Annotated in this window: 17 protein-coding genes; 15 read left to right on the top strand and 2 right to left on the bottom strand. The window is 29.4% G+C overall.

Features of this window, described 5'->3' with window-relative positions:
• The first annotated feature begins 161 nt into the window (after positions 1-161).
• The 4 genes from B2W91_RS09055 to B2W91_RS09040 all read left to right on the top strand — a co-directional run bounded on the left by B2W91_RS09055 (position 162) and on the right by B2W91_RS09040 (position 5,465).
• Positions 162-614 carry a MarR family winged helix-turn-helix transcriptional regulator gene (locus tag B2W91_RS09055; protein ID WP_291580186.1) on the top strand — a complete coding sequence of 151 codons (453 nt, stop codon included), beginning with the start codon at positions 162-164 and terminating at the stop codon, positions 612-614.
• Between the two features lie 123 nt (positions 615-737).
• Complete coding sequence (locus B2W91_RS09050) at positions 738-2,465, top strand: ABC transporter ATP-binding protein (protein ID WP_291580185.1); 1,728 nt, start codon at positions 738-740, stop codon at positions 2,463-2,465.
• Complete coding sequence (locus B2W91_RS09045; protein ID WP_291580184.1) at positions 2,462-4,354, top strand: ABC transporter ATP-binding protein; 1,893 nt, start codon at positions 2,462-2,464, stop codon at positions 4,352-4,354. Before B2W91_RS09050 ends, B2W91_RS09045 begins: the two co-directional genes overlap by 4 nt.
• A 187-nt stretch (positions 4,355-4,541) precedes the next feature.
• A complete protein-coding gene (locus tag B2W91_RS09040; protein ID WP_291580183.1) occupies positions 4,542-5,465 on the top strand; it encodes a helix-turn-helix transcriptional regulator in 924 nt (307 codons plus the stop codon).
• A 137-nt stretch (positions 5,466-5,602) separates the two neighbouring features.
• Here the strand turns inward: B2W91_RS09040 and B2W91_RS09035 are convergent, their stop codons facing one another.
• Positions 5,603-6,454, bottom strand: coding sequence for a GNAT family N-acetyltransferase (locus B2W91_RS09035; RefSeq protein WP_291580182.1), 852 nt, complete (start codon positions 6,452-6,454; stop codon positions 5,603-5,605).
• Between the two features lie 517 nt (positions 6,455-6,971).
• Here B2W91_RS09035 and B2W91_RS09030 point away from each other — a divergent pair.
• The 9 genes from B2W91_RS09030 (at position 6,972) to B2W91_RS08990 (ending at position 16,987) form a co-directional block, all read left to right on the top strand.
• On the top strand, positions 6,972-9,347 hold the full coding sequence (locus B2W91_RS09030) for an HAD-IC family P-type ATPase (protein WP_291580181.1): 2,376 nt from the start codon (positions 6,972-6,974) through the stop codon (positions 9,345-9,347).
• A 203-nt stretch (positions 9,348-9,550) separates the two neighbouring features.
• Positions 9,551-10,918 carry an alpha/beta hydrolase family protein gene (locus B2W91_RS09025; RefSeq protein ID WP_291580179.1) on the top strand — a complete coding sequence of 456 codons (1,368 nt, stop codon included), beginning with the start codon at positions 9,551-9,553 and terminating at the stop codon, positions 10,916-10,918.
• Between the two features lie 85 nt (positions 10,919-11,003).
• A complete protein-coding gene (locus tag B2W91_RS09020) occupies positions 11,004-11,309 on the top strand; it encodes a hypothetical protein (RefSeq protein ID WP_291580178.1) in 306 nt (101 codons plus the stop codon).
• Positions 11,310-11,485: 176 nt separating this feature from the next.
• Positions 11,486-11,902: a HutP family protein gene (locus B2W91_RS09015; RefSeq protein WP_291580176.1), complete on the top strand. Its 417-nt coding sequence runs from the start codon at positions 11,486-11,488 to the stop codon at positions 11,900-11,902.
• 609 nt (positions 11,903-12,511) lie between these two features.
• Positions 12,512-13,513, top strand: a complete 1,002-nt coding sequence (locus tag B2W91_RS09010) for an ABC transporter substrate-binding protein (protein WP_291580174.1) — start codon at positions 12,512-12,514, stop codon at positions 13,511-13,513.
• Entirely contained in the window at positions 13,514-14,398 is an 885-nt protein-coding gene (locus B2W91_RS09005; RefSeq protein WP_291580173.1) for an ABC transporter permease, read from the top strand.
• Entirely contained in the window at positions 14,382-15,176 is a 795-nt protein-coding gene (locus B2W91_RS09000; RefSeq protein ID WP_291580171.1) for an ABC transporter ATP-binding protein, read from the top strand. Before B2W91_RS09005 ends, B2W91_RS09000 begins: the two co-directional genes overlap by 17 nt.
• 418 nt (positions 15,177-15,594) lie before the next feature.
• Positions 15,595-16,452: a DegV family protein gene (locus B2W91_RS08995; protein WP_291580168.1), complete on the top strand. Its 858-nt coding sequence runs from the start codon at positions 15,595-15,597 to the stop codon at positions 16,450-16,452.
• A 73-nt stretch (positions 16,453-16,525) separates the two neighbouring features.
• Positions 16,526-16,987: an 8-oxo-dGTP diphosphatase gene (locus tag B2W91_RS08990; RefSeq protein ID WP_291580166.1), complete on the top strand. Its 462-nt coding sequence runs from the start codon at positions 16,526-16,528 to the stop codon at positions 16,985-16,987.
• A gap of 164 nt (positions 16,988-17,151) precedes the next feature.
• Here the strand turns inward: B2W91_RS08990 and brnQ are convergent, their stop codons facing one another.
• The gene (brnQ, locus tag B2W91_RS08985) at positions 17,152-18,477 is read right to left on the bottom strand and encodes a branched-chain amino acid transport system II carrier protein (RefSeq protein ID WP_291580165.1); all 1,326 of its coding nucleotides are present in this window, start codon (positions 18,475-18,477) and stop codon (positions 17,152-17,154) included.
• Between the two features lie 864 nt (positions 18,478-19,341).
• Between brnQ and B2W91_RS08980 the strand changes: the two genes are divergently transcribed.
• Positions 19,342-20,229 carry a GDSL-type esterase/lipase family protein gene (locus B2W91_RS08980; RefSeq protein WP_291580163.1) on the top strand — a complete coding sequence of 296 codons (888 nt, stop codon included), beginning with the start codon at positions 19,342-19,344 and terminating at the stop codon, positions 20,227-20,229.
• 186 nt (positions 20,230-20,415) lie between these two features.
• Positions 20,416-20,910, top strand: coding sequence for a DUF4358 domain-containing protein (locus B2W91_RS08975; RefSeq protein WP_291580161.1), 495 nt, complete (start codon positions 20,416-20,418; stop codon positions 20,908-20,910).
• Positions 20,911-20,939: the final 29 nt, after the last annotated feature.

Raw genomic sequence — 20,939 nt, 5'->3', positions numbered from 1 at the left:
GGCCCTATAATAAATGCTTGGCAACAAGTCATCTGAAACAAAATTGACAAATAAGAAAGTTAAAATTTTTTATATAAATTTCTATAAAATTATTGACTAGAAAATAACTTAATGATAATATTAAAAAATACTTAGCCAGCTAAATAGTTAGGAGGAAATAAATGAATTGTTATGAATCTGATTCACTATATCATGTTTTTTATCAAGTGATAAGATTACATTACTACCGCACTCACACACAACTTGATAAAATAGGCCTGTATCCTGGACAGCCACCTATGTTACATGTTCTATATATGAAAGATGGGCAAAGCCAAAAAGAATTAGCTAGTAAGCTTGAAATAAAGCCTGCTACAATTACGGTAATGTTAAATAGAATGGAAAAATCAAAACTTGTGGAGAGGCGTCAAGATCCTGAAGATCAACGGATATCAAGAGTATATCTCACTGAGTATGGTAGAGAAATTTGCCAAGATATGAATGAGATTGTAAAAAGTATAGAATCGGAATGTTTTAGTAATTTTACAATGGAAGAACAAGTTTTACTTCGTAGGTTATTCATGCAAATGCGCGATAATCTTTTAAAGGTATGTGACAAAAAGGTAGATATATAATATCAAATTAAATAAAATTTAATTTTAGATGCCTAAAGCCAATAAGTTTTTTATTAAAGATATTTATTAACTTAATTTTACATGAAAAGTTTAATAGCTTTAACTGACTGGAGATGATTATTAATGATTAAGTTGTTTAAGTTTTTAAAACCATATGCAGCTTCTATAGCTGTTATTTTAATACTTGTATTTTTTCAATCCCTTTCTGAACTGTATTTACCAACTTTAATGTCAAATATAGTTAATACGGGGATAGTGAATGGAGATACAAACTATATTTTTAAAATTGGTGGATTCATGCTTCTTGTAGCAGCAGGCGGTACTATTTGTACAATTTTAGCTAGCTTTTTATCCTCAAAAGTTGCAACAGGATTTAGCAAAGATCTTCGTGGAAAAGTTTTTTCAAGGGTTGAAAGTTATTCATTGCAAGAATTCGATAAAATAGGAGCATCTTCTCTTATTACAAGAACTACGAATGATATTACACAAATTCAACAAGTATTAGTAATGATGCTTCGTATGATGATTAGTGCTCCAATGATGTGTATTGGTGGTATTATAATGGCAGTATCGAAAGATGCAAAGTTATCACTAGTCATTATTGTTGTAATGCCTATACTTGCTATAGCAATAGGTATTATTGGGAAAAAAGGTATGCCATTATTTAAGATGATGCAATTAAAGATTGATAAATTAAACCTTGTATTACGTGAAAATCTTACAGGAATTAGAGTAATACGTGCATTTAATAGAATTGACCATGAAAAAAAGCGTTTTGATAAAGCGAATTTAGATCTTACTAATACAGCTATAAAGGTTAATAAAATAATGGCTGCATTAATGCCAATAATGATGGTAGTACTTAACTTTACAACAATTGCAGTTGTTTGGTTTGGAGGTATCCGTATTGATAATGGAGGTATGCAAGTTGGAGATTTAATGGCATTTATTCAATATGTAATGCAAATAATGTTTTCATTAATTATGGTTTCTATGATGTTTATATTAATTCCTCGTGCATCAGCTTCAGCGGTAAGAATTAATGAAGTACTTGATACTGTTTCAGAAATAAATGATGGAGACAATACTAAAAGTTCTAATAGTAAAAAAGGCTATATTGAGTTTAAAGATGTTACTTTTAACTATCCTGGTGCAGAGACGTCAGTTTTAAGTAATATTTCTTTTAGTGCAAAGCCTGGTGAAACCACTGCGATTATAGGGGGAACAGGTTCTGGTAAGTCTACACTTATAAGTCTTATACCACGTTTCTATGATGTTAGTAGCGGAAGCATTTTAGTTAATGATATAGATATCAGGGAAATGACCCAGGAAGATCTTAGATTGAAGGTAGGTTTTGTACCTCAAAAGGCAGTGTTATTTACTGGTACCATAGCTGATAATATAAGATATGGTAAGGAAGATGCTTCTGATAGTGAAGTTAAACATGCAGCAGAAATTGCTCAAGCTTCAGATTTTATTTCTAACATGAAAGATGGATTTGAATCTGTTATATCTCAAGGCGGAACTAATGTTTCAGGAGGGCAAAAACAACGTCTTTCCATAGCTCGTGCATTGGTGAGAAGACCAGAGATATATGTTTTTGATGATAGTTTTTCTGCTTTGGATTTTAAGACAGATGCAAAATTGCGTACAGCACTTAAAAAGGAGACAGGGAAATCAACAGTGATTATAGTTGCACAAAGAGTAAGTACAGTTATGGACGCAGATAGAATTATAGTTTTAGATGATGGACAAATTGCAGGAATAGGAAATCATAAAGAACTTTTAAATAATTGTGATGTATATCGTGAAATTGTATCTTCACAGCTGTCAGAGGAGGAATTAGCATGAGCGAAAAAGGTATAGAACGTAAACCAGACAATGGAGCAAAATTAGGTCATGGTGGACCTCGTATGGGAATGGCTGTAGAAAAAGCAAAAGATTTTAAAGGAACACTAAAAAGATTAATAGGGTATTTAGCACCTCATAAACTTCAAATTTGTGCAGTATTTTTAATGGCTATTCTAAGTACGGTTTTTAGTATTGTAACACCTAAAATAATGGGAAAAGCTACAACGGCTCTATTTGAAGGCATTATGGCTAAGTTTACGGCTATAAAGATGAATCAACCTGTGCCTAGTGTTGATTTTGATTATATAGGACGTATAATTCTTATTTTAATAGCATTTTATATAATTAGTGCAGCTTTTAACTATGTTCAGCAATTAATTATGGCTGGTGTTGCACAGAAGACAGTTTATAATATGCGTAATGATATTAATAATAAACTTTCACATCTACCACTTAAATTTTTTGATTCTCATACTCATGGGGAAATATTAAGCCGTGTAACTAACGATGTTGACAATATTAGTAGTACATTACAGCAGAGTATTACACAACTTATAACATCTATGCTTACACTTATAGGTATTATTGTTATGATGCTTACTATAAGTCCAGTATTAACACTTATTTGCATTGTGACTTTGCCATTATATATATTTGTAACAAAAGTTATAGCATCAAAATCACAAAAGCATTTTGCTCAGCAGCAAAAATCACTTGGTGAGTTAAATGGTCATGTTGAGGAGATGTATACTGGTCATAAAATTATTAAGGCATTTGGACATGAAGAAAAGTCAATAAATGAATTTAATGAAATTAATGAAAAATTATATAATGCAGGTTGGAAAGCTCAATTTATTTCTGGTATTATCATGCCATTAATGACTTTCATTAGTAATCTAGGATATGTACTTATATGTGTTGTAGGTGGTATTTTTGTTACTAAGGAAAGAATTAAAATTGGTGATATACAAGCTTTTATTCAATATTCAAAACAATTTACTCAACCAATAGTTCAAACAGCAAATATAGCAAACATCCTTCAATCAACTGTTGCATCTGCTGAACGTGTTTTTGAACTTCTTGATGAAGTTGAAGAGATTGAGGATAGTGAATACAATAATGTTATAGCATCTCCTAAAGGTGAAGTTAAATTTGAACACGTTAAATTTGGATATAAAGAGGATGTTACTCTTATTGAAGATATGAATATTGATGTTAAGCAAGGTCAAACTATTGCTATTGTAGGTCCAACTGGTGCAGGAAAAACTACACTTGTTAACTTATTAATGCGTTTTTATGAGATAAACGATGGTAAGATTACCGTAGATGGTGTTAATATTCAAGATTTAAATCGTGGAGATTTACGTAGCATGTTTGGAATGGTACTTCAAGATACATGGCTATATAATGGCACTATAAGAGAAAACATAGGTTATGGACGTAGTGGTGCTACTGATGAAGAGATTATTAAGGCAGCAAAGGCAGCTCATGCTGACCACTTTATTCGAACTCTTCCAGATGGATATGATACAATATTAAATGAAGAGGCTTCTAATATTTCTCAAGGACAAAAACAATTACTTACAATTGCTCGTGCCATACTTGCTGACCCTGCAATACTAATTTTAGATGAGGCAACAAGTAGTGTAGATACAAGAACAGAGTCTTATATACAAAAAGCAATGACAGAACTTATGAAGGGAAGAACAAGCTTTGTTATAGCGCATAGATTATCAACAATCCGTGATGCAGACTTAATACTTGTTATGAACAATGGTAGTGTAATTGAAAAAGGTAATCATAATGAACTTTTATTAGAAGATGGGTTCTATGCAGATCTTTATAATAGTCAATTTACCAGTGGAAATTTAGAAGAGCAAGCTATGTAAATAAAATATAAATTTAATATATATGAAACTTAATAAAAAAGCTGTGAACAAAGATAAAATGTTCACAGCTTTTTAACTATAAAATTTTATTAAAATCTTGACCTATATGCATCTTTAGAGATTAAATTATAAGAAAGAAAGGGAATTTTAAGAAAGGGTAAAAGCGTTAAAAACGTGGAGTGTAAACATGAGGGTAGATAGATTATTATCAATTTTATTAATAATTTCTAATAAGGGTATGGTTACGGGAAAGGAACTTGCAGAGCACTTTGAAGTATCTATAAGAACTATATATAGAGATATAGAAAAAATAAGTGAAGCAGGTGTTCCCATAGCTTCTATTGGGGGAAAAAATGGCGGCTTTTATATAATGGAAAACTATAATTTAGATAATCTCTTTTTAAATAAGAAAGAAGTTCAACCATTAATATCAGTAATGAATAATTTAAAATTTTTGTTTGGGAATAACGAGCAATTTAATAATATTATTTTGAAATTTGAAAATGTATATAAAAAAGAAATATTTGAGTATGATAAATTGAGTATAAATATGTCTCACTTTAGTATGGAGGATGAACTTAAGGAATATTTATTTCTAATTAATAAAGCAATTGAAGAGAGCAGATTAGTAGAGTTTTATTATATAAATAGAAGGATGGAATATTATGAAAGAATAGCTGAACCTATTCAAATAAAGTTTAATCAAGGTTCATGGTATTTAATAGCTTTCTGTAGAATAAAAAATTCTTATAGAATGTTTAAATTAGTTAGAGTAAGAAATCTTAAATTAGGTAGTAATTTTATAAAAAAAGATATTTCTAAAGAAGAAATAGAAAAAATATTTGATGAAGGATATAGCAATAGAAGTATTAAAGTTAAGTTGAAATTTACTTGTAAAATTGGAGAACAATTGAAAGAATATTTTTCTAAAGACAAAATTAGAATTTTAGAAGATGGAGAGTTTATTGTTGAAGATTTTTTTCCATATGAAGAAGGGTTAATAAAATTTATTTTAGGCTTTGGCAAAGAATGTGAAGTTATAGAGCCTAAGTATTTAAAAGAGGAAACTAGAGAATATTTAAAAGAATTATTAGAAAAATATGATGACTGACATATAGGTGTCAGCCATTATATTTTATAATTAAAGTAGGTAAAAGAAAATAGTGACTTAAAGATTTCAAATATTACAAAGCAAATAGAAGATGATTATATGAACGTATGCATTTTTTATTATGATGGGTTCCTTGATCATAAAGTTAAATACATTTCATATTGGTTAATACTATCTTTTTTAAAATCCATATGTTTTAAAAATCCTTGTAAAAGGTTGTTATTAGGAAATGCAATAGCAACTTTTGATATAGTTAATTCTTCACAAGCTTTGGTTAAAAGAGATAAAGCAATTCCCTTTCCTCTAAACTCATTTTTAGTCCATAAAAAGCTAAGTTTTCCATTAGAACTAATGCAAAGAGAGCCAATTAATTCATCACCATAGTATGAGCCATAATAGAATGTATTGTCACATTTTTTTATATAGTCTATATCATTTTGCCAGTTAGTATGAATGTCTTTTGTTTTATCTATGACCTTTTCAAATTCAGATAAATCAATTTTTCTAATATAAACATTTGTAATATCATATTTTTTTAGCTTTGATGTATCATCAAATGAATAATAGGAAAGGTCATAAATTTTTTCATATCCAAGTTTTCTGTAAAAATTAATAGCTCTGTCATTACCAACTATAACTTCAAGAAATAGTTGTTTACATTGATTTTTTATTCCTTCTTCTTTATGGAGCTCAAAAAGTTTATTACTAATTCCCTTACCTCTATAATCAGGATGAACGGCTAAGGTACCGCATCTTATTGTCTTTATTCCTTCATATGCTTTAATTCCCCCAAGTATAAGACCAACAGCTTTGTCTGCATCAAGTGCTACAAATGAATGCTCTAAACAGTTTCCTTCTGGGCCTAAAAATCTAGCTACAAAGTCATCTTTAGACATATTAATTTTTATAATATAGTCAGAAAAACCAACTTGAAAAGCTTCGTAGACCAAATTTATATCTACCTCTGAACATCTTTTATAATTTACCATTTACCATAGCCCCCTTTTATATTTTTTAAAATTTAAAATAAGACTTACAATAAATATGAAAAATAAAGCTATATTTTACATATTTTATCATCATTATAATAAAAGAATATAAAAACATCTATAATTAAATTATTTTGGGCTTTATTCAAATTTTATTAATTGTGCTAATTCTGCATCGAAGTTAATCATTTCATGTTCAGAATTTTTATTAAATCCTAATAATCATATAGTCTTTTCTTCACCATCAATTGTTTCCCAATCAATAACATTACATCTATGTAATGAAAGACGTATATGCAAAAATGATTATTGTTAAGAAATTAGGATAAACTTTATTATTAATTAAAAGTATAATATTTCAAATGGAAATCTAATAAATTAGTTGGTATTTTCTAAGTGTATTCTAATAAAAGATAATTAGAATATATAAAGAAGGAAGATTAGAACTAAGCATTAAATTATATAAGAAAAATAATAAGTATAAGTAATTTAAGTGGAACTAAAAAGAGGTGGCTATATGAGGTCAGAGTTTATATATGAGAATAAATCCTATAAAGCTTTAAAAAGTAATGATGTGAATTATGGGCTTACAGATAAAGAAGTAAAGGACAGGGTTAAAAAGGGTAAAGTAAATATTATTCCTAAAACACCATCCCGTACAATCTGGCAGATAATTAGAGCCAATTTATTTACTAGTTTTAATGCCTTAAATGCAGTTTTAGCTATAATTGTTATTGCAGCAGGATCACCTAAAAATGCTCTTTTTGCAGGAGTTATAATAAGTAACACCATGATTGGTGTTATTCAAGAAGTTCGTGCTAAGGCCATAATAGAAAAGCTTTCTCTTTTAAATATGACTAATGTTAAGGTTATGAGAGATGGAGTAGAGAAAGAAATTTCTATGGAAGATTTAGTTATTGACGATATTATGGTTTTAAATCCAGGAGCAAAAATAGCAGCCGATGCAGAAATATTATACGGAAGCGAAATTGAAGTAGATGAGTCTTTACTTACTGGAGAATCAGATCCTGTATTAAAAAAGTATTCTTCAAAGATTTTATCAGGAAGTTTTGTAGTAGCAGGAAATGGCTATGCTAAGGTGACAAGTGTTGGTGCTGATACATATTCAGCTAAACTTGCGGAAGAAGCAAAACGATATAAGCTTATTAATTCAGAACTCCAAATAGCAGTAAATAAAATATTTAAAGTAATAATTTGGATTGTAATTCCCATAGGAATATTACTTGTTGCTACACAGCTTTTTTTCGCTGATAGGAGTTGGCAAGATGCAGTTATAGGAGCATCTTCAGGTATTATAGGTATGGTACCGGAAGGATTTGTACTTTTAACTAGTGCTACTTTTATAGTGGCAGTTATAAGGCTCTCAAAGTGGGATACTCTTGTACAGGAACTTCCAGCTACTGAGGTTTTAGCTAGAGTAGACGTGTTATGTCTTGATAAAACAGGAACTATAACAGAAGGCAGGCTAAAGGTAGCTGATATAATGCCTTTAGAAAATAGTAATATTAATGATATTGAAGAAATCCTTGCAGGAATAGTTCATGGATCACCTAGTATAAATCCAACACAACAGGCTATATTGGAAAAATATAAAGATAAGCCAGAATTAAAAATAAAAAATAAAATACCGTTTTCTTCCGAGAAAAAATGGAGTGGGGTTGAATTTGAAGAAAAGGGAGCATGGGTTCTTGGTGCTCCAGAAATGATTTTAAATGACGAATATGAAGAAATAAAATCAATGGTTGAAGGGGAAGCTATAAAAGGAAGAAGAGTACTTCTTTTAGCAAAGACCTCAGAGGATGAATTTAAAAATCAGACGTTAAATGATGTAGAGAAAACAGCCTTAATTCTTATTGAAGATATTATAAGAGAAGAGGCAACTAAGAGTTTCCAATACTTTGAAGAAGAAGGTGTTGAACTAAAAATAATATCAGGAGATAATCCTGTAACAGTATCTGCTGTTGCAAAGAAAGCAGGTATTAAAAGTGCAGATAAATATGTAGATGCTAGAACTTTACCAGAAGATAGTGAACAATTAGCAGAAATTATTGAGAATAATACTATTTTTGGTAGGGTAACTCCTCATCAAAAGAAAGAAATAGTAAAATCTCTTCAATTAAAGGGACATATTGTGGCTATGACTGGTGATGGTGTAAACGATGTTTTAGCATTAAAGGAAGCAGATTGTGGCATTGCAATGGCTAATGGTTCTGACGCTACAAAGGCAGTAGCACAGCTTGTCTTATTAAATTCAGATTTTAGTGCTCTTCCTAAAGTTGTAGTAGAAGGTAGAAGGCTTATAAATAACTTAGAGAAAGTATCAGAATTATTTTTATCAAAGACAGTATGCTCTATAATACTTTCTTTTATATTTGGATTGATATTGCTACCTTTTCCATTCATGCCAATACAATTTAGTTTAATAGGATCTGTTGCCATAGGTATTCCATCTTTTTTTCTTGCTCTAGCACCTAATAAGGAACGTGTTAATAGAGGGTTTTTAAAAAGAGTTCTCCAAGTGGCAATACCTAATGGTATAGTAACAGGATTAAGTACTCTTGTAATATTTTTGTTAGGTTATTTTAATAATCTAACAATAGAACAATGTAGAACATTGTCCATACTAGTATTAGGTGGAATTAGTTTGGTTGTTTTATTAAAAGTAGCAAAACCATTAAATGCCTTTAAGGCTTTACTTGTAATGGTAATGGCTATATTGTTTTCAGCAGCATTTGTAATACCTCAAGCAAGAGAGTTATTTATGTTTTATAATACAGATAAAATATATACTTTTATATCTATTTTGTTAATAATATTATCAGTACCATTCATCCATATGATCACTAATATTACTAAAAAAATATTTAAATAGAACAATTAAAATAGCACTAGAAATTGCATTAAAAGTACATTCTTGTGCTATTTTAATTTATAATTTTATATTATTTAAAAATAAAGGACTTAAAAAGGATTAATTGAAAAAATGTGTGAAAATTTTGAAAATGAGATAAAGGGTCGGAGGGAAACGTTATGAGAGTTATAGAATTACTTGTTATTTTATTAAATTTCTTAGTCTTGGGTGGCGTTTTAATGTTTGAAAGAGGTGCTACTCGTAATAATGTAATTTTGCTAGGGGTCTCTGCTGTGGTTACAGCTTTACAATTAATAATAGAAGGATATCGATGGCAAATGATTCCTGCATACTTAGTGCTAGTTGTATTGCTATTACAAATTTTTATATTTCCCCGTAAATATACAGTGTCAGCTTCAAAGTGTGCCCGTATATTTAAGGGATTCCTTATAGGAATATATTTTATAGTTGCAGTTGGGCTACCACTTATTATGCCAATGTTTTCATTTGCTAAGCCTACAGGACCGTATGAATTAGGAACAAAGACTTTTCATTTCATTGATTATAAACGACCTGAAAATTATACAGAAGATCCAAATGATCATCGAGAGTTAATGGTACAGATTTGGTATCCTGCAAAGGCTGGAAGCAATGAGTCTTTAGCGCCGTATATTAAAAATCCCAAGGAGTTAGCCCCTGGTTTATCTTATCCTGTATTTGCTTTGGATCATTTAGGACAAATTAAGACTAATTCTCATCAGGATGCGTTGATATCAAAAGAAGAGAAAGCATGGCCATTATTAATATTTTCTCATGGTATGAATCAGTATCGTAACCAAAATACTTTTCAGGTAGAAGAGCTAGCAAGTCATGGTTATATTGTTGCTGCTATTGATCATACCTATGATGCAGCAGCTACTGTGTTTCCTGATGGACGCGTTGCTCCTGTTAAAACCCAGTTAGAAGATGGATTACCTTCATTAGATGAACATATGCAATTATGGACTGAAGATGCAACATTCGTCTTAGATAAATTAGAAGAATTAAATAAAGATAATTCAGATAATGGGTTTGGTGGACTTATTGATATGAACCGTGTAGGTATGTTTGGTCATTCTTATGGAGGAGCAAATACCATGCATATGCTACTTGAAGATCATAGAGTTAAGGCTGGCGTTAATATGGATGGTGGTCTGTTTGGAAAGTCAATACCTAAAAAGGGCATTGGCAAACCATTTATGATAATGGATGCAGAGGAAAGCGAAGATTATATGAATGCTGCAAAAGAACAGCCTAGCTTAAACAGTGATATGTATAACAACCTATGGGGCGAATTAACCAGGCGAAGACAAGTTGCTATGGCTGGTGGTGTATACACTCTTACTATTCCTAATACAGATCACATGAGTTACACTGATCTTAATCAGTTTACATCAGTATTTAAAACGAAAGGCGAAGATTTAAAATATGTTCATCATGTGATTAATGATGTAAGCCTTTCATTTTTTAATAAATATGTTAAAGGTGATGAATCTGTGAGGCTGGAGAAGATAGCAGAGCGATATCCAGAAATAAAGTTTTTAAAACATTAGTTGAATAAAATACTTTTTATAACATCAATTAATTATTTATAAATGGGAAATATATAACTAATAAAATACAAAGAGGTGTAAGAAAGTGTCTAAAAAAAGTAGCAACAATAATGAACTTTTAAGCAATTCTAAGGCAAATTCTTCTCCAAAGATATATCATTTATTAGTTAAATTAGTTAATGATGAAAGAGAAGATTTAGCAGAGTTAGTTTTAAAGGTTGATTATTTATTAGAATATGCAAGTAGATGTATAAAACAAAAGGATTTTACCGAAGCAAAAGAAGTATCAGACAAAGCTAAAAATAGAATAAATACATTAAAAGATAATTATGTAGACACAGAGTATTTAGATTATCTATATGAAGGTATAGTAAAAAAAATAAAAATATAATTCTTTATAAAAGTAACTTTAAATGAATGCAATTAATTACTTCTGTATAAAGTTACTTTTGTTTTTATTTTAATTCTAGTAAAGACAAGTATTAATTCATAGTGAGAATTTTATTCAATTACTTGATGAATTAGTTTATAATGTCTTATATAATAATAAAATTGAGGTGAAATATTATGGCTATAGATAGTATAGATGTAGCAAAAATTGCTTTGAAACTTGCCATATCTTCTAGAGAAGAAGAAAAAGTATTAGAAGCTGAGCTAAAGCAAAAAGGAATTTTGTCAGTAGCAGTAGACGTTGGTGGAAATATCAATAGTTCTATTCCTAAAATAATAGAAAGAGCATTAGTTGCATCAAAGAGAAGTGGAATAATAGAAGATTGCCATGTTCATGATGGTGCAGTAGTAGGTGCAACAAGAGAAGCAATTATGCAAGTTGCAGCAAAGGCAAATGGGCTTAATGTTGGCGGGAAAATTGGAATAGCAAGATATGGAGAACATTTAAGTGTATGTATATTTATGAGCATAGGGCTACTTCATTTAAATGAGGTTGTAATAGGAATAGGACACCGTTCAATTCCTAATATGTAAAAAATATAATATTGACAATCTTAAAAAATAAACATAGAATATTAACAAGTCAATTTTCTGACTTATGTAGTAGGATAGTAGTTTTGTAGTTTTAAAGTAGCATTTTGTAGTTTTAAAGTAGTATTTAGAAGGTTAAGTAAAATTAAATATTATTATATGTAGTAGATTTTAATTAGGTAAAATGGTAGTTTTGTAGGAGATATTAAAATGAGTCTATGTTTTTTTGTCATATAACTCTCCTATAGGGGAGTTTTTTTATTTAGGCATCTTCAAAAAAATAACAGACCAGTATGTTAGCCTATTTTCCATCATACTGCGTTGTCAGAACCTGCTCATAGCTCCACTATGGCCAGAACCTGACGCCTTGTCTGATTGAAGCATATTCAAAAAATAACTAGTCAGTATGCTTATCTATTTTATATCATACTGCGTCGTCAGAACTTCATGATAGTTAAACTATCATGAAAACCTGTCTTCTTGTCTGATACAAAATATATTTCGCATCTTTAACTAGCTATTTTAGTTCATATGCTTAAAATATTCTAACATCTTTGGCCATTATTTTCTTTCAGATGCCTTATAACTATAAATATTTTGGAGGATGGTAGTATGGTAGTAAAAAGATTAAAAAGTGTTTTTGCAGTGTTATTAACTGCAGCTATTTTAGGAGGATGTGCAAATTCTAATAATACACATTCCAGCGATGATAAAGAAATTAAAATCGGTATTTCACAACTAATCGAGCATCCAGGATTAGATGCTACAAGAAATGGATTTATTGATGGTTTAAAATCAAGGGGCTTTGAAGAAGGTAAAAATATAACATTTGATTTTCAAAATGCCCAAGGAGATATTCCTACAACTCAAACTATAGCGAAAAAATTTGTATCTAAAAAAATGGATATGATAATGGCTATAGCAACACCTGCAGCTCAAGCAGCCTACAATACGACAAAAGATATACCAATTTTAGTAACAGCAGTTACAGAACCAGTAGAAGCTGGCCTTGTTAAGTCTATGAAAGAGCCTGAAACAAATGTTACAGGTACCTCAGATTATGTTTCAATTGATAAACAGTTTGAACTTCTAAAGAAAATTTTACCGGAAGCTAAAAAAGTAGGTATTTTATATAATACTAGTGAAAATAATTCAGAAATTCAAGTAAATAATGCTAAAAATGCAGCACCTCAATTCGGATTAGAAATTGTAGCAGCAGGGATAACTAATGTTAATGATGTACCACAAGCATTAAATTCTCTATTTGGGAAAGTGGATGTGTTATACACTCCTACAGATAATATAGTAGCATCATCAATGCCATTAATTTCTGCTCAATGTTTTAAAAATAATATTCCAATAATAGGTGCAGAAAGAGCACATGTTGAGTCTGGTGCATTAGCAACTACTGGTATTGACTACTATAAACTTGGGTTTCAAACAGGACTTATGGCTGTTGACATAATCAATGGAAAAGAACCTAAAGATATTCCTGTAGTAACTTTAGATGAAATGCAGCTAATAATTAATACCGATGCAGCTAAAAAGTTAAATATCACTATTCCTGATGATTTAAATAATGAGGCTGAGAAGGTTACAGGAGGTGTTAATTAGATGGGGCTATTAATAAATATATTAGAGCAAGGATTAATATTTTCTATAATGGCTATTGGTGTCTACATAACTTATAAAATACTAGATTTTCCTGACCTTTCAGTAGAAGGAACATTTCCATTAGGTGCAGCCACTGCAGCAGTTTGTATTATGAATGGTATAAATCCATTTATAGCATGCTTAGTAGCTTTCATATCAGGAAGCATAGGAGGACTCATAACAGGATTGCTTCATGTAAAACTGAAGATAACTAACCTTATGTCAGGAATTCTTGTGATGATAGCGTTATATTCAATAAATTTAAGAATAATGGGAAAATCTAATATTCCTCTATTTGGGAAAGACACTATTTTCACATCAGTTTCTAATCCTATAATCATAATTGCTATTTTTGCACTAGCTTCAAAATTTATATTAGATTTATTTTTGAAAACTAAGCTAGGTTTTATTCTTAAAGCTACAGGAGATAATGAGCAATTAGTAACTTCTCTAGGAGTTAATAAGAACATGATCAAGATAGTAGGACTTATGCTTTCTAATGGACTAGTTGCATTAGCTGGAGCTATAATGGCTCAATATCAGGGATTTGCAGATGTGGGTATGGGAACTGGTATTGTAGTAATGGGACTTGCTGCTGTTATAATTGGAGAATCTATACTTAAAAAAGCTAATATAGTGAAAGGAACTACTATGGCGATACTAGGCTCAGTAATATATAAGGCTATAATAGCTATTGCCTTAGAGCTAGGCTTTCAGCCTACGGATTTAAAACTTGTGACCGTAATTATAGTAGTTATAGCACTATCATTAAATAATAGAAATTTTAGTTTTAAAACTAGAAAAAAAGCAACAACAGGAGGTGAGGTTCTTGTTACAGATAAATAGTTTATATAAAGTTTTTAATAGCAATACAGTAAATGAAAAAGTTATATTTGATAAATTTAGTCTTAATGTGGAAAAAGGCGATTTTATAACTATAGTAGGAAGTAATGGAGCAGGAAAATCTACTCTTATGAATATAATATCAGGAGCAATAACGCTCGATGATGGTACTATTGTTCTAGACGGTAAAGATATATCCACTATGCCTGAATATAAGCGTTCAAAAGTTATAGGAAGAGTATTTCAAAATCCATCGTCAGGGGTAGCACCTAATATGACGATTTTAGAAAATATGTCTATGGCACAAAATAAAGGAAATGCATTTAATTTAACTAATGGTATATCTAAAAAAAATATAGGTTTTTTTCAGGAAATGTTATGTAAATTAGATTTAGGTCTTGAAAATAAAATAAATATTAAGGTTGGCTTATTATCTGGTGGACAACGACAAGCCCTTTCGCTACTTATGGCTGTAATGAGCAAGCCTCAAATATTGCTTTTAGATGAGCATACAGCGGCATTAGATCCTAAGACATCAGAAAGAATTAATGAAATTACTGATGAAATTATAAAAGAACATCAAATTACAACTTTAATGGTAACTCATAATTTAAATCATGCTATAAGTATGGGAAATAGATTAATAATGATGCATCAAGGGAATATAGTTTTAGATGTATGTAAAGATGAGAAAAGAGAATTAACGGTAAATAAATTGCTTTCTCATTTTGATAATCTTCAAAGTGAAGAATCATTAAGTGACAGAGTTTTATTTGGCTAAGGTAAAATAAGGAGTAGAAGATATATTTTCTACTCCTTATTTTAATGCAGAGTATTTTCATAATAAGAATATTATTATAAAAAAGTATCTTATAGTGAGAGGTGAAACTAGTATTTTTGTTAATATAGAGTTAAAGGTTTTAAATTTGAATAAATTAAGGTGTAAGGTGAAAAACTTATTGAATATAGAAATATATAAGGATTTTATAAGTGGAAATTCTAATTTATTTGTTTATAGGGTTTCAATCCCTCAGATAAGCATATATACTTAATTACAAAGTGGCTAAAATTTAATTGTAAATATAAATCTATAATAAGGCATCTTTTTAATCTTTGGTTAGTTAATTTTTTAGATGCTTTTAAATATTAGCTATATAAATTGGTGGTAAATAAGTGATTTTATGATTGAGGAGAAAGTTATGGCAGTAAAAATTTTAACTGATAGCACAAGCTATATTAATAAAAATATTAAAGAAGAATTAGATATAAAAGCTATATCTTTAAATGTTATATTTGGAGATGATAATTTTAAAGAATCCGATATAAGTAATGAAAATTTTTATAAAAAGATGGAGAAGGAAGGAATACCTACTTCTTCTCAGCCTTCCATTGAAGAGTTATATGATGTTATGAAATATATTGTGGAGAATGGTGATAACATTCTGTGTATATTTCTATCTTCAGAGATGAGTGGGACATACTCAACAGCTCATATAGTAAAAAATATGATTTTAGAAGAATATAAAAATGCAAAAATAGAAATATTAGATTCCCGTTCTAATTGTATGCAACTTGGATTTGCAGCTATTTTAGCTGCAAGAGCAGCAAAGGAAGGGAAGGAATTAAAAGAAGTTAAGAGAATTGCTGAAGAAAACCTAAAGAGAAGTAGGTTTTTATTTATACCAGATAATCTTGAATATTTAAAAAAAGGTGGGAGAATTGGAGGAGCAAGCGCCCTAATCGGAAATTTACTTAAAATAATCCCTATTTTGACGGTTGAAGAAGGAAAAACAACAATATATACAAAAGTTAGAACCAAAAAGAAAGCTATAACAACAATGTTAGAGAAAATGTTAGAAGATACTAATAAATATGGATTAGGGGAAGTGGTTATTCATCATATAAATTGCTTTAATGAGGCAATTGAATTAAGTAATAGGATAAAAGACATCTTTGGTTTAGAGGTTAAAATATGCGACATAGGACCAGTAATAGGAGTTCATGTTGGCCCAGGAGCAATTGGAATAGTTTATTATGCAAAGCAGGACATTAGGTAATCAAGCAGTCGTAGAGCTTACTCTACGGCTATATTTATGTAAAATAATAATTTATTTTTAAGGGGTGGATTACATGGAGAATATAGAGTTAACTAATATGACCATGGTAATTGACAAAGAGAATAATAAAGTCCTTGTTCAAAATAGAATTAAGGGAAATTGGACTGGAATAGCTTTTCCTGGAGGTCATATAGAAAAAGGTGAGTCTATAGTAGATTCAGCAATTAGAGAAATTAAGGAAGAGACTGGGCTAATAATAAATGATTTAGAGATTTGTGGTATTAAAGATTGGTATATATCAAAAGATAATAAAAGGTATATAGTTTTTCTTTTCAAAACATATTCATATAAGGGGAAACTAATAGAACATGGTGAGGAAGGCGATGTTTTTTGGCAGAATATCGATGAGCTTCACTTGGCAGATTTTGCTCATGGATTTGATAATATGATTAAAGTAATGTTAGATATTAGACTTAATGAATATTTTATTGCAGAAAATAAAGATAAATCTGATTGGAATCATATAGTAAAATAAAGTTGAAAAAACACTAATTGTATACACATTAAGATATAATTAAAAGATTTTAGTTATGTAGTTTTTTTACATGGATTTCTGAAAAAATATATTAAAATTTTTATAAAAGTAACTTTATATAAGTAATTTATGTATATAAAGTTACTTTTATTTGTATTAAAAGTTTAAGTCTTTAATTCGTTAGCATTTTTATAAGGGACAAACAATCCAATAAGACCACCAATAATACTAGGTATTAGCCAACCAATGCCCACATCATAAAGTGGAATCATATGTGCAATTTCATATAGAGGAGAAAAAGTAAATCCTAAGCCTTCGATTACTTGAATGAAACTTATAACAAATGCACATATCATAGCTCCAATATAGACCTTAGAGTTTGAATTAATATATTTATCTATAAATGATACTAAAATTAAAATAATAGTTAATGGATATATCATAAGGAGAAGTGGTACAGTCACCTCAAGAATAACACTTAAACCTAAATTAGATACTATAAAACTAAATAAACAAACTAGTCCTGTAATTTTCTTATAAGAAAACTTTGAAGACAATTCAGCAAAGTAATTTCCAAAAGCTGAAACAAGACCTATTGAAGTTGTTAGACATGCAAAGATTATAATTAATCCTAACAATAATATACCGCTCGTGCCAAATAGATGACTCATAACATTTGTAAGTATAGTTACACCATCTTTTGCTCGACCTAGAGAACTACTTGAAGCACCTAAATATGCTAATGAAAAATAAACAATTAATAAGCTTAGTGAAGCAACTATACCGCTATAAATTGTATTTTTTGCAATTAGCTTTGGTTCTTTTATGCCACGTTCTTTAATAGCGTTTATGACAATTATAGCAACAATTAATGCACCAACAGCATCTAAGGTTAGATATCCATCTAAAAATCCTTTTAAAAAAGGTGTATGGGCATATTCTTCAATTGGAGCTGAAAAACTGCCTATTGGTGAAATTATAGAAGTTATAGTTACAATACCTATCATAAGTAGTAAAGCAGGCGTTAATATCTTACCTACACGATCTACTAATTTAGATGGATTTAATGCTAAGAAATAAGTAATTGTAAAAAATGCAAATGTAAATAAAAGTCGTGCAACCCACTCACCTTGAAAACCCTGCGGTAGTAAAGGTAGTACACTCATTTCATAAGATACTGCACCTGTCCTTGGAACAATACATAATGGTCCCATTGCCATATAAACAACAATGATAAAAAACTTAGCAAATTTAGGATGAACACGACTAGCTAGTTTATTAAAGTTACCATCAGCAAGGGCAACAGCTATTATAGCTAATAGTGAAAGGCCGACGTCTGCCGCAATAAAGCCTAAGATTGCAATTGGTGTATTAGTACCAGCAGCTTGCCCTAATGCAGGTGGAAAAATCATATTTCCTGCACCAAAAAAAATAGCAAATAATAATAGTCCTATAGATAATATTTCGCTGAATTTTAATGAATCTTTCATAGATAACCTCCTTCGTTATTTTGAAGATAAGAGTATACCTCTTTTATCTTTTGCACTAATAGATTGTTTTTTAACATATTTTTAGAGAAATATTATAAAGTTAAAATTTATATAAGATTTCAAAATTCCTCTTAATTTGTGTATTAGATATGAAAATATGAATATTCGTATATTTGCATTGAGACTTGTAGTGGAAATTAAAGATTGTTGTTTTAAGTAGTAGAATTAGTTATAAGTCCTTTCATTTTAATTTAAAATAGATGTAAAATCAATGATAACATTTTAGTATTGCGATGATTAATATACAATTTAGACAAAATTTACTACAGCATGTAGATTATCATCAATAATAAGAAAGTGCATTGTTTAAGTATATCTTAAAACGTACCTTAAGTACCATAAATCTATTATTAATTAAATGTAAATAAAAGATTAAAATATAAAACCGTAATATACTAAAGGGGTATAATGCGAAAACTTAATATATACTCTGGAAAATAAGTTTTCTATAAAANNATCTTTCATTCTTAATTTTTCATTCGTAGAAAAAAAATTTGTTATGGAATTAAAATCATGCGTAAGTTAAATTTTCATTAAGGAACCCTGTAATTAGGAAATTTTGAATTTTAAATTATATTGGAAAATACTACATAAGACCTTATGTAGCATTTTTGTTGCATAGAATTTTATATTAATTTAAACTAAATATAAATAAAGTTAAATTGTTAACTTTTCTTAACCTTTTCTTAACCTTTTAAGAAAAAATAGGGATATAATTTTCTTATGTACTATTTGTCGATAAATGTTATGATTAAACATTTGGATGTATATATTAACTACGAAAAAGATTACTAGAGGTGTATTATGAAGGGATATAGAAGAAGAAAAAGAAGAAATTTAAGAATTGTTAATCCAAAAAGATTTTTTGCATCAATAACTGTTGCTACTTTAGTTGTAGTTGCTGTATCAATACCTATAAAAAATTATGTATTTAAAAGTGTTTTTGCTAAGAATACTGCATCTGCAAAAAGTAACGTTAATATAGATAAAAATGATGATAATATAGATAAAAATAATGATAATAAAATTGAAAATTTTAGCGAAAGTGGAGCTTCTGAAAAGAAAGATAAAGATGTCTTAAATATAGATAAAGTTAATCAAGAAAAAAATAATAATACTAATTCTTCTTTAGATAATAGTGATCAAGTTAAAAAAGTAGAAGTGGATAATAAAGAATTTTTTAAAAATGCTGCGTTTATGGGAGATTCTATAACAGAAAGCTTAGATTTTTATGAGCTTGTAGATGAGCCTCATGTTATAGCTGCTAAAGGACATACTGTTATTGATGCCCAAACAGATGTGGACAAGGTAGCTAGTTTATCACCGGAAAATATATTTATACTTTTTGGAATGAATGATTTGGAGTCAGGAATAGATGGCGAGCAATTTGCAAAGAATTATGCGGATCTTATACATATGCTTAAGGAAAAATTGCCTGAGGCAAATATTTATATTCATTCTATTCTTCCTATTAATGAAGAAGCACAGAAAGAGGATCCATTGCTTGCGAGTACTCGTGTTGATGAATTTAATAACGCATTAATAAATATGGCACAAAAAGAAGAAGTGAATTATTTTAATATAGCACCATTATTAAAAGAAAATAAAGACTTATATGAGCCTGACGGAAAACACGCTAAATATCACTTTTATGAGTTATGGCTTGATTATATAAAAAATAATGTAAAATAATTATTAGGTATTTTCAAAAAAATAGGCAGTCACTATTTTATGTCATATTGTATTAAATGGGATCTCTAGATAGAATCTTATCTAGAGAAATTAGTGATTCAATAAGACGTAAGATATTTTGAAAATCTTTGGCTAATTATTTTAAATGCTTAAAAATTTAATATAGAAAAAGGAGATTTAAAGCAGATGTTAAAACTATTAAAAAAAATCAACAAAAAATTTCTTATCACTGCAGTTGTAGGTACTGTTGTACTAGGAGCTTTAACTGGATGTTCTGGTAAAGAAGAAGCTAAGAATATTTCAGCAGCAGAAATAGGTGAAAAAATCAAACAAGCTGCTAACCAAGATGAAATGAAAGAAGGAGATAATGACAAACTTCAAAAGCTATATGATATAAACGCTGATGAAATCGAGAACTTTGTTCTTTATGTAGCCCCTACAAATCTTAAAGCTGATGAATTAGCAGTAATTAAAGTTAAGGATGCTAATGATGTAGAAAGCGTTAAAGAAAGATTATCAAAAAGAGTAGAAGAGCAAGGTAAAAGTTTTAAAGATTATCTTCCAGATGAATATTTCTTAATAGAAAAACATGTATTAAAAACTAAAGATAACTATGTTCTTTTAGCAATATCTAAAGATGCTGATAAAATAGAAAGTGCATTTGATGAAGCTCTTAAGTAACAATAGTTCTAGAGTTAGGTTGTTGCTTA

The sequence above is a fragment of the Clostridium sp. UBA6640 genome (assembly GCF_002455975.1).
GTDB lineage: Bacteria > Bacillota > Clostridia > Clostridiales > Clostridiaceae > Clostridium_J.
Note: the sequence above shows the minus strand (reverse complement) of the source record. Positions and strands in the feature narration are given on the sequence as shown.